The organism is Ruegeria arenilitoris (assembly GCF_013030265.1).
GTDB lineage: Bacteria > Pseudomonadota > Alphaproteobacteria > Rhodobacterales > Rhodobacteraceae > Ruegeria > Ruegeria arenilitoris_E.
In genome coordinates, this window is sequence record NZ_WPZQ01000013.1 from 156894 (window position 1) to 168051 (window position 11158).

The 11158-nt window shown below is 54.6% G+C and carries 12 protein-coding genes; 7 read left to right on the forward strand and 5 right to left on the reverse strand.

Features of this window, described 5'->3' with window-relative positions:
* Positions 1–45 precede the first annotated feature (45 nt).
* Genes GOX61_RS22650 through GOX61_RS20570 form a run of 3 tightly spaced genes read right to left on the reverse strand, consistent with a single transcriptional unit; the run spans position 46 to position 2836 of the window.
* Positions 46–723: a GntR family transcriptional regulator gene (locus GOX61_RS22650; protein ID WP_367646991.1), complete on the reverse strand. Its 678-nt coding sequence runs from the start codon at positions 721–723 to the stop codon at positions 46–48.
* A complete protein-coding gene (locus tag GOX61_RS20565) occupies positions 720–1751 on the reverse strand; it encodes a Gfo/Idh/MocA family protein (RefSeq protein ID WP_170336731.1) in 1032 nt (343 codons plus the stop codon). Before GOX61_RS20565 ends, GOX61_RS22650 begins: the two co-directional genes overlap by 4 nt.
* The gene (locus tag GOX61_RS20570; protein WP_170336733.1) at positions 1748–2836 is read right to left on the reverse strand and encodes an isocitrate/isopropylmalate dehydrogenase family protein; all 1089 of its coding nucleotides are present in this window, start codon (positions 2834–2836) and stop codon (positions 1748–1750) included. Before GOX61_RS20570 ends, GOX61_RS20565 begins: the two co-directional genes overlap by 4 nt.
* 135 nt (positions 2837–2971) lie before the next feature.
* Here GOX61_RS20570 and GOX61_RS20575 point away from each other — a divergent pair, with 135 nt between their 5' ends.
* The 7 genes from GOX61_RS20575 to otnC are packed head-to-tail and all read left to right on the forward strand — an operon-like array spanning position 2972 to position 9295.
* Entirely contained in the window at positions 2972–3979 is a 1008-nt protein-coding gene (locus GOX61_RS20575; protein WP_170336735.1) for a Bug family tripartite tricarboxylate transporter substrate binding protein, read from the forward strand.
* Positions 3980–4036: 57 nt separating this feature from the next.
* Positions 4037–4786: a hypothetical protein gene (locus GOX61_RS20580; RefSeq protein ID WP_170336736.1), complete on the forward strand. Its 750-nt coding sequence runs from the start codon at positions 4037–4039 to the stop codon at positions 4784–4786.
* Positions 4787–4790: 4 nt separating this feature from the next.
* Positions 4791–6302 (forward strand): tripartite tricarboxylate transporter permease, encoded by a 1512-nt coding sequence (locus tag GOX61_RS20585; protein ID WP_170336737.1) that lies wholly within the window; start codon positions 4791–4793, stop codon positions 6300–6302.
* Complete coding sequence (locus GOX61_RS20590; RefSeq protein ID WP_170336739.1) at positions 6302–6589, forward strand: putative quinol monooxygenase; 288 nt, start codon at positions 6302–6304, stop codon at positions 6587–6589. The genes GOX61_RS20585 and GOX61_RS20590 overlap by 1 nt, the downstream gene beginning before the upstream one ends.
* On the forward strand, positions 6586–7383 hold the full coding sequence (locus GOX61_RS20595) for an N-acyl homoserine lactonase family protein (protein ID WP_170336740.1): 798 nt from the start codon (positions 6586–6588) through the stop codon (positions 7381–7383). Before GOX61_RS20590 ends, GOX61_RS20595 begins: the two co-directional genes overlap by 4 nt.
* Complete coding sequence (gene otnK, locus GOX61_RS20600; protein ID WP_170336742.1) at positions 7380–8657, forward strand: 3-oxo-tetronate kinase; 1278 nt, start codon at positions 7380–7382, stop codon at positions 8655–8657. Before GOX61_RS20595 ends, otnK begins: the two co-directional genes overlap by 4 nt.
* Entirely contained in the window at positions 8654–9295 is a 642-nt protein-coding gene (gene otnC, locus GOX61_RS20605) for a 3-oxo-tetronate 4-phosphate decarboxylase (RefSeq protein ID WP_170336744.1), read from the forward strand. The genes otnK and otnC overlap by 4 nt, the downstream gene beginning before the upstream one ends.
* A gap of 242 nt (positions 9296–9537) precedes the next feature.
* Here the strand turns inward: otnC and GOX61_RS20610 are convergent, their stop codons facing one another.
* Both GOX61_RS20610 and GOX61_RS20615 read right to left on the reverse strand, forming a co-directional pair.
* Positions 9538–9900, reverse strand: coding sequence for a cupin domain-containing protein (locus tag GOX61_RS20610; RefSeq protein ID WP_170336746.1), 363 nt, complete (start codon positions 9898–9900; stop codon positions 9538–9540).
* Positions 9901–9964: 64 nt separating this feature from the next.
* Positions 9965–11005: a YeiH family protein gene (locus tag GOX61_RS20615; RefSeq protein ID WP_170336748.1), complete on the reverse strand. Its 1041-nt coding sequence runs from the start codon at positions 11003–11005 to the stop codon at positions 9965–9967.
* Positions 11006–11158 lie beyond the last annotated feature (153 nt).

Consider the following 11158-nt stretch of genomic DNA (forward strand, 5'->3'; position numbering starts at 1 on the left):
ATATAGGCAGTTATTTTAGTCGATTAACGACCGGACACGAGAAGATCAGAGGCTGGTGAGCCGATGCTTTTCGAGTATCCCGCAAAGCATAGCCTTTGCTTGCAGCCTGTGTTCTCGATGTCGTTCACGGGCAGCATCTGGACGACCTTCACTAATCGCTTGGAAAACAACCCTGTGATCTTCATTGGATTTGACGGGCAGGGGCCTGATGAACAACGTCGTTGCGCGCGCGCGACGCACCTGGTCGCTCATCATGGCGACAATCGCTTCGACCCGTTTGTTGCCGCCCAACCGAACGAGCTCCTGATGAAACAACTCGTCGGCTTCGGCCCAGGCTTCTAGGTCTTCGGTTTCGATGGCTTGGTCCATCTTTGCAATCGATCCGGCAAGTACCGCCAGTTCATCTTCTGAATAACCCGCTTCGGCAGCGCGCTGTGCTGCGAGGCTCTCGAGTTCCGTCAATATGTCGTAAATTTCACGCATATCGTCTGATGAAACAGGCAGAATCCGAACGCCCTTACGGGGCCGCATTTCCAGCAACCCCTTACTTTCCAACATCAGCGCAGCTTCCCGTATCGGGGTGCGAGACATGCCCAGAGTTTCGGCGAGCTCTGACTCCAGATGGTCAGTCCCGGCTGCAAGTTCGCCGGACAGGATCATCTGTCGCAAATCCCTAACAGCGCGTTGCGTATTGGAAAGAGTTTTTGCTTCCTGATCCTTCACGGCGTCTCCAGGTTGATCTTTCGTCCCTCCGCAGCCGAGAGATAGATGTTCTCTTCGATGCGGATCACGTCCAAATAGTCGCGAGCCGTGTTTTCCAACGGCGTGCCTCTTAGAAGGCCTGAAACGACGTGACTTTGCAAGGCGTGGACGCAGTCGCCTCCAAACCCATCGTGATCGCTTGGAGGTAGAATCTGCTGTCGCTCCTGTTTTCCAAAACCGCGGAGGTCAACTGAACCGTCGCCGTTAAGAACCAGTGATCCTTCCGTTCCTTCGATGAGAGCTTCGCCCATGGTCTGACGCGGGTTTTTGGCGCTGTGGTCAAGGCATCTGTTGCCATCGAACAGAGCTTTCAAACCGTTGGGGTGGTCAAACAGGATGTAACCTGCGTCCTCGCCCGCGATAACGGGGTTAACTTGGCGCAAATCTGCATAAACGGCTCTGGGCGTATCGAATAGAAACCGGAACGTGTCTACCCAGTGAACCGCTGTTTCATGAACCAGGAAACGCGGCATTTCCTGAAAGTACGGCTGTCGGTCAAGGTAGGCGCGCGGTCCCTGTCCGTCGCCAGGCCGAAGCCGAAAAGTCGCTTGTAGAGGTGTTCCAATTCGACCCTCGGTCATCGCTACCTTGATCGCACGATACCAGGGCTGGAAGCGAAAATTCTCATGCACGACAATAGTTGCACCTACCGCTTCAGCCTCTGAAACGATCTTCTCCGCTTCATTCAGAGACATGCAGAAAGGTTTTTGGCAGATCAGCCATTTTATGCCCGAATGCAGCGCAGTTCGAATAGCGTCGGCTTGCGCCACAGGTGGAAGGATGATGTCCACGAGATCTGGTTTTTCCGCCCCCAGCATTTTTGACAGATCATCGTAAGCGGCCAGTCCTGTTTCTTTCGCCTTGCTGATATCACGGTTGCAGGATGCAACCGGAACCGCTCCGGGCATTCGGGACCAGCTTTCGTAGTGGAACTTGCTGAAATACCCCGCACCCACACACGCGACTCTGATAGCGTCTTGAGTATTCATACCCGCAATGCTTCCAATACCGATGAGGCCGCGTCCCGCGTTCCGGCGGTGCCACCCAAGTCTCGTGTCAGGTTTTGACCGTTCTCAGTCGCCTTTTCCACGGCTTCGCGTAATCGTGCGCCATCGCTGGACAGTTCCGGGTGATCATGAGTCAAGCCCAGCCATTCAAGCATCATTGCCGCGGACAGGATCATCGCAAAGGGATTGGCAATGCCTTGTCCAGCAATGTCCGGAGCGGAGCCGTGGCAGGGTTGGAAAACAGCATGGTCTAACCCAATATCAGCTGAAGGAGCCAGTCCAAGGCCACCCATGAGACCGGCACCAAGGTCGGAGAGGATGTCTCCGAACATGTTCTCAGTCACCAATACATCGAATTCCCAAGGCTTTTGGACCATCCAGAGGGCGGTCGCATCGACATAGGCATGATCAGCCTGCAAATCCGGATGGTTGGCGGCTTCGGCGTCAAAAATTGATCTGAAGAACGCAAAGGCGCGGAACACATTGGCTTTGTCGACACATGTAACTCGACCCCGACCGCGCCCGGTTCTTTTGCGGTTCTGGGCGAGTTCAAACGCGAAACGGAACAGTTTTTCGGACACCTCACGAGTGATCAGCAAAGTTTCACGTGCTTCGTGTTCAGTAACTTCGCCAGCGCCTTGGGTGAAGAACAGTCCTTCTGTGCTTTCGCGTATCAAGACAAAGTCGATCTCTTTTCCGGGAGGCAGCGCCAATGGGGTCATTTGTCTACTGCTTACCTTTACTGGCCGCACCCCAGCGAAAAGCCCCAGCTGCTTTCGCAGATCGATCTGCGGTGAAATCTCGGTTCCGTCAGGGTAGCGAACATCCGGCAAACCCATTGCAGATAGCAGAATCGCGTCGGCGTTGCGTGCAGTTTCGAGTGACCCAGCCGGAAACGAATCTCCAGTTTTGACGTAGTGGCCTGCGCCCGCCGGAGCGTCTGTAAACACCAGTTCGTAGGAAGGACTGCCGCGCGAGAGCTGACGCAGGATTTCAAGCGTAGGGGCCATAATTTCAGGGCCGATTCCGTCCCCGTGGAACACTGCCACATCATAACTTTTCTTCATTTTAGCCCGCTTCCTTCCCGTTTCGCATTCATAGCGCGATAGCAGCTTTCACCACAGTCCGTTGACAATGCATTCTTTAATGTATACGCAAATAAATGCAATAATAAACGCAAAGTTGTTTGGGAGGACTTGGAAATGAAACTGAAGCTAGGGCGGTTGGCGGCCGCGGTTGCTATGGCGACGGGGATTGCTGGGGCTGCTTCTGCGCAGGATTATCCCTATCGTGATATAACCACAGCTGTGGTCTGGGGGGCCGGTGGTGGCACGGACACGATCAACCGAATGATCATGGCCGAGATGGAAAAACACCTTCCGGTTTCGATCAATGTGATCAATCAAACAGGTGGGGTCGCAGGCTCCAACGGCATGGTCTACGTCATGAACCAACCAGACGATGGCTACACATTGGTTGGTCTGTCTGAATCGAACGTCACCGCTGCTGTGCAGGGTGGTTGGGATAAGAAATTTGACTTTTGGTATCCGTTTATTGTTGGCGGATCACCCGATTTGATCTCGGTTCCAGCGGACAGCCCTTACAACACTCTGGAAGAACTGGTCGACGCTGCAAAAGCTGCTCCTGGCACTATTCCAGCGGCTGCTTCCGGTGCAGGTTCGATCCACCATTTGAATCTTCTGGCCATCGAAAAAGGGTCAGGGACTGAGTTCAAGTTTGTTCCATACAAAGGCTCAGCGCCAGGGCAGGAAGCAGCGATAGCGGGCGAAGTTGCGTTGGTTGTGACCTCACTGGCTGAACAAGCTCCGCTGATCGAAGGCGGTCAGTTGAAACCGCTCGCGATGCTGACGCCCGAAGATGCGCAGATTGCAGGGGCAACAGTGCCTTCTGCCTTTCGCATTTATGACGGTCTAGATCAGTATTTACCGCTCAAACAGGCCATCGGGTTTGCAGTTCACAGTTCAGCCGGGGACGACGTAAAGGCCGCACTTGGTGATGCTTTCGAGCAAGCGATTGCCTCCGACACCGTCGCTGAATGGGCCGTGGCAAACAATTACGATGTCGGTGGTCAACACGGCGAAGAAGCTCAGGAGCTGTTTGCGAACCTTGAGGCGACATTTGCCTACACCTTGCAAGATCTGGGCGCAGCGACCGTCGATCCGGCGTCGCTGGGCATCGAGAAGCCATAATCCGATCACTTTTGAAAGGGCGCGCCTGATCGCGCCCTTTCCGACAAGAGGCAGGCAATGGACAAACCTGACGATACACTGATCATGCGGGCGCGCGATTTCTGGGCATCGATTGGTCTGATAGCAATTTCCACCTTTTTCCTTTGGAAGACGTTGGACATCCCTCTTTGGGGTGAAAACCGCGCAGGTGTAAGTGGATCGGATTGGTACAACTCGGCTGCAATTGTACCGCTGTTCATCTTCGGGGGATTGCTTGGCTTGTCCTTCGTTTTGCTGGCTATTTCAATCCGCTCAGGTGGAGCCCAAAACGCGCTCAGTGCTTTGGGCATCGGGTGGGATAAGTCGGAAGCCTATCGAGTTTCAACAATAGGCCTGATCCTTCTTGCATATGTCGTTGGGTTGGTTCCAAGAGTGGACTTCATTCTGTGTTCTGGCTTGCTGATTACAGCTTTGACTTACGGCTACTACGGCGGTCACGCGCGGCGTGCTTTGGTGGCTTGTATCGCAATTGTCGTCGCCGGCTTGTTTGCGTTCGCCGTGTTTCCTGCTCAGGCGGATTGGAATGCACACGGTGATGATTGGTTCACACTGGCCTTGTGGATGGCGTTAACACTAGTGGTGTTGACCAAAGCGGCTTCCGAACGCGTTTTGCGGTTCGTTCCATTGGTGGCAATACTTGCCCCGCTCATCCTCGTTTGTGCGATGGCCTTTGTTTTCCGGCAGAACGTGCCCGCGCGCGGCGGGCTGATCTTCAAGCAAATCGAATACCACTACTACGTGACGCTTCGTCCGTTATGGAAAGACTGACCGGATGGACTTTATCCTTTCGCAACTGGCTGGATTCGGGACCGCCTTCGTGGGCCTGGCAGTGGACCCTCTGACCTATCTGTATTTGATCGCATCCGTGTTCCTGGGCATCATGTTCGGCGCATTGCCCGGTCTGACCGCAACGCTGGCAGTGACGATCCTGACGGGATTTTTCGGCAACAAGATCCCATTGGACTATTCGCTTATCGCTTTGCTTGGGGCCTATGTCGGCGCGATTTACGGCGGCTCTTACCCTTCTATTCTGCTGAACATTCCGGGCACGGCAGCCAGCGCGGCAACGGCCATGGATGGCTACCCTCTGGCCAAAGCGGGTCGAGGTGGCGAAGCACTAGGGCTGACCACGACGGCCAGTTTCATTGGCACAGTAATCGGGACCATCACGCTTTTGATTTTTGTCTGGGCGCTGCTTTTGGTTTCAAAGAACATCGCAAGCCCGGAGAAAGCATTGCTGGCCCTGTTCGGTATTCTGCTTTCTGGCACTTTGATGAGCGAAGACCTGGTGATTAAGGGATGGATCGCCGGTCTGATCGGGCTTGCGATGTCCATGGTGGGACTCGACCCTCTGTTGTCTGAGCCGCGCTATACCTTCGGTTGGTCTTACCTGATGAGCGGATTTCAGGTTGTGCCGGTTTTGATGGGGGCCTTTGCGATCCCCCAAATCATTGATGGTTTGAGGCACGTTGAGGCCGGGAAAGTTCTGGCCCTGAAAGGTCGTATCCTTCCGAACCTACGCTCCATCCGACGCTATCTGCCCACCATTGGCCGGTCAGGAGTGATTGGAACTGGGGTAGGAGCACTTCCCGGCGTCGGCGAAGATGTTGCCGGTTGGGTCAGTTACGGTGTCGGTAAGACTGTATCTGCCGAGGGCGATAAGTTTGGAAAAGGGTCATTGGAAGGTCTGCTGTGCTCTGAAACAGCAAACAACGCCTGCATTGGGGGCGCGCTAATCCCGCTTTTGGTTTTGGGTATTCCCGGTTCACCACCCGCCGCGGCTTTGATGGGGGCCTTCAAGATCAACAACGTGATCCCAGGTCCGACGATAGACCCCGAGATTATTCTGCGTGTGGTTGCAATCTTGGTGCTGGCCTCCCTGACAATGTTCTTGATGGGGCTTTTCACCGCTCGGGTCTTTATCAAAATACTCGCCATCCCGCAGACCATCTTCTTGCCCGTTGTTATGGTTCTGACAACAATTGGGTCTTTCAGCGTTGGTGGTGGCATCAATGATCTCTACCTGATGCTCGGTGTCGGTGCGGTTGCCTACTTCATGAACCTCATGAAGTACCCAATCGCGCCGTTGGTGATCGGGGTTATTCTGGGCAGCCTGTTTGACGAAACCTTCCGCCGGTCGCTGTTCTTGGCGGATGGGGATCTTGCGGTATTCTTTTCACGACCTGGTGCCGCCATTCTGCTGGTGCTCAACATTGGTCTGATCCTAAGCCAACTGCCCGTCGCAAAGCGCGCTTTCTCACGTCTGAAAGGACTTTCCGTCTGATGTTTGTGGTTACTGTCACTTTCACTCTCAAGCCCGGTACGCGGGACACCTTTTTGCCGCTGATGGTCGAAAACGCTTCTACCTCTTTGCGTAAAGAACCCGGATGCCAGCAGTTTGACGTTTGTCTCGGCGACGAACCCGAGACAGTTTTTCTCTATGAGGTTTATGATGACAGCGCGGCGTTCTCCGCCCACCTAGAAAGCGCGCATTTCCAGTCCTTCGATACGGCTGTGGCTGATATGATCGCCACCAAGGTAGTTCAACAGTACTCCGAGGTCATCCGATGAACGATTGGGAAATCCATGCCGTGAAATACGCGGATCGAAATGCCCGGACGCGAGCTGACAGTTTCATCATCGATGATAATCACGACGCACCTCATGCGATGGACTACTTCATCTGGGTATTGAAGCGCGGTAACGAAGTCATTCTGGTCGATACCGGCTACGATTCCGATGAGGCAGTCGCCCGTGGTCGTCCCATTGCGATGGACCCCCGCGAGGCTTTGCGGCCCTTGGGCATTTTGCCGGAAGCGGTGACTGAGGTCATCGTGACCCATCTTCATTATGACCACGCCGGGGGGCTGCATATGTTCCCTAACGCGAAGTTGCACATCCAATCAGCGGAGATGGCCTTCGCCACAGGTCCCTGCATGTGCCATGACCACTTGCGTGCGCCTTTCACGGCGGGCCATGTTTGCGAGGTCGTAAAGCGTCTCTATTCAGGGAAAGTCGTATTCTACGATGGAGAGGCCGAGATTGCAGATGGGGTGACCGTGCACTGTATCGGCGGGCATTCGCGTGGGTTACAATGTGTTCGCGTAAGAACGGGAGCCGGGTGGATGGTGCTCGCCTCTGACGCCTCGCATTACTATGAGAATTTTATGGCGCGTAAAGCTTTTCCCATTGTCGTCGACCTGCAAGACATGATGGATGGTTTCGAGACACTCGAGAGGTTGGCTTCGCATCCTCGACTTATCGTACCCGGCCATGATCCACTTGTGCGTGAGATTTTTCCCGTCGGAGCGGCACCGCATATCCATAGGCTGGATCCCGGGCCAACCAGGGACATCAAACTATGAAGATCGGGGTCATAGCGGACGACTTTACCGGTGCGAGCGATATCGCGAACACCTTGGCCAAGGGTGTTGAGCCGGAAGGTGGATTAAGAACTGCGCAGTTTCCGGGTATTCCGAATACCCCAGCCGACGAGGAGATCGAAGCAGGCGTCGTCTCGCTCAAGAGCCGCACTGCACCTGTCGAGGAAGCTGTTGCAGATAGTCTGAGTGCCTTGCGGTGGCTCGCGGACCAAGGATGCCAGCAGTTCATCTTCAAATATTGCTCGACCTTTGATTCCACTATGGAGGGAAATATCGGCCCCGTTGCGGAAGCGCTGGCCAACGAACTGGGCGCGCAAAGGGTGGTTTTCTGCCCGGCTTTTCCGACAACGGGGCGCACCGTCTATCACGGTCATCTATTTGTGCTCGGTAAGCTGTTGCACGAGTCTGGAATGGAAAATCACCCTCTTACTCCGATGACGGATGCCAACATCAGGCGATGGTTGCAGTATCAGACCCAAGAAGCGGTAGGGCAGGTGTCAATTGACGCCATAAAGCAAGGATCAGAGGCGATTGCAGTTGCTTTGCAGAACGCCGACGAACGATTTGTGATTGGCGATGCGATTTCGGATGAAGATTTGCTGGCCTGGGGCGAGGCTCTGAAGGATGCCCAGCTCATTTCCGGGGGATCCGGGATAGCATTGGGCCTACCAAGAAACTTCTTGAGAGAGGCTTCATCAAAAAGTACTGGCAGTTTGTTCACCGGTGTCGCAGGGCCTGCCGTGATCCTTGCTGGGTCGTGTTCCGGTGCGACCCGTGGGCAGATTGAAGTTCATGCGAAATCCCATCCAACCTTCGCCATTGATGTTCCGGGCGTGATGTCCGGGGATGTGACCGCGCAAACGCTTCTGGATTTTTTTGAAGCGCATCTGGGTCAGGCGCCGCTCGCGTATTCATCGGGAAGCCCCGAGGATGTGCGCGCGATCCAAAATCAATTTGGTCAGGAAGCAGTTGCGGACAAGCTGGACAGACTCTTTGCAGATACCGCGCGAAAGCTTGCCGAAGCGGGGTACAAGCGCCTTGTGGTGGCAGGAGGAGAGACGTCGGGAGCTGTTGCCAAAGCCGTCTCTGAGGCACTGGGGTCACCGGCCATGTCAATTGGGCCAGAGGTCGACCCGGGCGTGCCAGTCCTGAGCGTTGGGAAATCTGAACCCATTGCGCTGGCTTTGAAGTCTGGAAACTTTGGCGCTCCAGATTTCTTCTCGAAAGCGTTGAGAATGATGGAGGCAGGCAAATGAGTTCTGAAGAACAGGCACTGCGACGGCAGATCTCCGAGCTGTGCGCCTCGCTGTTTGCGCGTGGCTTTTCCGTTGGCACTGCGGGCAATGTCTCTGCGCGTTTACATGACGGGATTCTCATGACGCCAACGAATTCGACCTTGGGCGATATCGATCCTGAGTGCATCGCCAAGATTGATTTGGATGGCAACCACGTCTCCGGGGACAAGCCGACCAAGGAAGTCTTTCTGCATCAAGCCTTCTATGAGACAAGACCAGAGGCTGGCGCCGTGGTGCACCTGCATTCGACCTGGGCCACTGCTCTGTCTTGTCTGGAAGACACCAATCCCAATGATTGCATTCCACCGCTGACACCATACGTTGTGATGCGTGTCGGTACGGTCAAACTGGTTCCATACGTAAAGCCCGGCGATCCGAAGTCCGGTGATTTGGTCCGCGATCTGGGCGGCAGGTATAGCGCGGTTCTGTTGGCCAATCACGGCCCCGTCGTTTCGGGTAAGGACCTCTTCTCAGCTGTCTGTGCCGCAGAAGAGTTGGAAGAAACGGCCAAGCTGTTAGTGGCTTTGCGCGGCCTGCCAACCCGCCTACTGGATGCTAAGAAAGTTGCAGAACTCAAAGAGACTTTCGGAAGGATGTAAATGGACACTGATAGGGGGAGTGTGCAAACTTTTGGGCAAATCGTGCAAAATTATGCGCAAATACCACGCAAAGCTAAGGGCAAGTGCGCCTCAATTTAATGAATGAAATCAATAGTATGAACGCAGGGTTATGAGCGCGCCTACACTAACCGGATCTGCAAGAACTCACGATCTAAGTTCTGCGCCCCCGTCTCTGACGGGGGCGATTTACGTTTAGCTTGCTCTTAAGTCCGCTTACTCACTCAGGAGCAGTCGCGGATGACAAAGTGTTTGGTTGTTTCTTCCACCACTTCCCAAAATCCACGAAACCCGTTTGGGATCATAAAGCTGTCGCCGGTGCGAAAGTCCTGCCGCGTTCCGTCTTCATGGATCAGTGCGCAATGGCCTTTGACGATATAGCAGTATTCATCCTTATCGGCGAATGCATGCCATTTGCCTGGCGTTGACGTCCATGTCCCTGCAGATAGCGCGCCATCCGGGCTCGTGAAGTGCATTCCGATCTTGTGGTAGGGATCGCCGTCGACGACGCGGTCCGGCAGATCAGCCAGACGACGCTCGCTGCGGTTTGAAGGTTCGTCGAACAGATTGATGACATGTGCTGTCATAGTGATGTCTCCAGATATGTTTGGAATACTATTTCGATAGTTATCATCGGCATCCTGCCCCAACTCACATATGCACTACATAGACGCCTATGAGGACGAATAGTGCGATAAAGATGGTTTCGGCCACAATCAGTGCAATCGCTTGTCCACCCACGTCCAGGATGCGTTTCAGCGACGTTTTCATGCCAACCGCAGCGATCGAAACAAGCAGCGCCCAGCGGCTCAGGCTGGCCATAGCGTCGGCGATTGCAGCTGGAATGAATCCGAGCGAGTTCAGTGTTGCAAAGATCAAGAAGCCTACAACAAACATCGGCAGAAGTGGCGGGCGCTTTCCGCTTTCATCGGCAAAATCAGCGTGGCGGCGAACCAAGGCCGAAATCACCAGAACAACAGGGGCAAGCATGGCGACACGGATCAGTTTCACAAGTGTCGCGACCTCACCGGCTTCATCCGATACAGAGAAACCTGCTCCGACAACCTGCGCAACGTCATGGATCGTGCCACCGAGGAAAACACCGGACACCTCTGCATCGAAATCAAAAGCTTCAGTCAGGATCGGGTAGGCGATCATGGCGATCGTCGAAAGGACCGTCACCGACAACACGGTAAAGATCAGGTTTCGTTCGGAATGTTCATTCTTGGGCAGGATGGCCGAAATCGCCATCGCTGCAGAGGCACCACAGATCGCCACGGATCCACCGGTCAAAACACCAAATCGCCACCCACGGCCCAGCAGACGCGCACCCAGCAGTCCAAACAAGATGGTCAGGAACACGCCTGCGACCACGACTGCAATCAGCTGAGGCCCCAGATTCATCATGAGCTCTAACGAGATACGCGCGCCCAACAGTGCCACACCAAATCGCAGAACAGTCCGCGCGGTGAAATCTATGCCTGCCTTGCAATTTCCGGCATCGTCTTCGGCCAGAAAATGAAACGCGATACCTAGCAACAAGGCCATCAACATCGCTGGTGCGCCGTAATGTTCCGACAGAAATTGCGCAGCGACCGCAACAACAACGGACACAAGAAACCCGTTTCCGTTCCTGCGAACAAAATTAACCGCCCCCTGAAGGGGCGACTGAGATGCACTCTTCGCCTGCATCGGTTTTCCTTACCTGAAATCACGCCTTTATGGCGGAGTAGATCGAAATTCTCCGGGCCAGCCAAGGCCCGGAGGTAGTAGTTTCAGGCCGCTTTCGCTTACGCCTCTTGCGGTGTCATGTCGTTTGCGTCGATGCCAGCGACTGCTACGGGT

What these genes read in the sequence shown, in the direction of transcription:
- GOX61_RS20565 (WP_170336731.1), bottom strand. Translation starts at nt 1,751, where the DNA reads ATGAATACTCAAGACGCTATCAGAGTCGCGTGTGTGGGTGCGGGGTAT.
- GOX61_RS20570 (WP_170336733.1), bottom strand. Translation starts at nt 2,836, where the DNA reads ATGAAGAAAAGTTATGATGTGGCAGTGTTCCACGGGGACGGAATCGGC.
- GOX61_RS20575 (WP_170336735.1), top strand. Translation starts at nt 2,972, where the DNA reads ATGAAACTGAAGCTAGGGCGGTTGGCGGCCGCGGTTGCTATGGCGACG.
- GOX61_RS20580 (WP_170336736.1), top strand. Translation starts at nt 4,037, where the DNA reads ATGGACAAACCTGACGATACACTGATCATGCGGGCGCGCGATTTCTGG.
- GOX61_RS20585 (WP_170336737.1), top strand. Translation starts at nt 4,791, where the DNA reads ATGGACTTTATCCTTTCGCAACTGGCTGGATTCGGGACCGCCTTCGTG.
- GOX61_RS20590 (WP_170336739.1), top strand. Translation starts at nt 6,302, where the DNA reads ATGTTTGTGGTTACTGTCACTTTCACTCTCAAGCCCGGTACGCGGGAC.
- GOX61_RS20595 (WP_170336740.1), top strand. Translation starts at nt 6,586, where the DNA reads ATGAACGATTGGGAAATCCATGCCGTGAAATACGCGGATCGAAATGCC.
- otnK (WP_170336742.1), top strand. Translation starts at nt 7,380, where the DNA reads ATGAAGATCGGGGTCATAGCGGACGACTTTACCGGTGCGAGCGATATC.
- otnC (WP_170336744.1), top strand. Translation starts at nt 8,654, where the DNA reads ATGAGTTCTGAAGAACAGGCACTGCGACGGCAGATCTCCGAGCTGTGC.
- GOX61_RS20610 (WP_170336746.1), bottom strand. Translation starts at nt 9,900, where the DNA reads ATGACAGCACATGTCATCAATCTGTTCGACGAACCTTCAAACCGCAGC.
- GOX61_RS20615 (WP_170336748.1), bottom strand. Translation starts at nt 11,005, where the DNA reads ATGCAGGCGAAGAGTGCATCTCAGTCGCCCCTTCAGGGGGCGGTTAAT.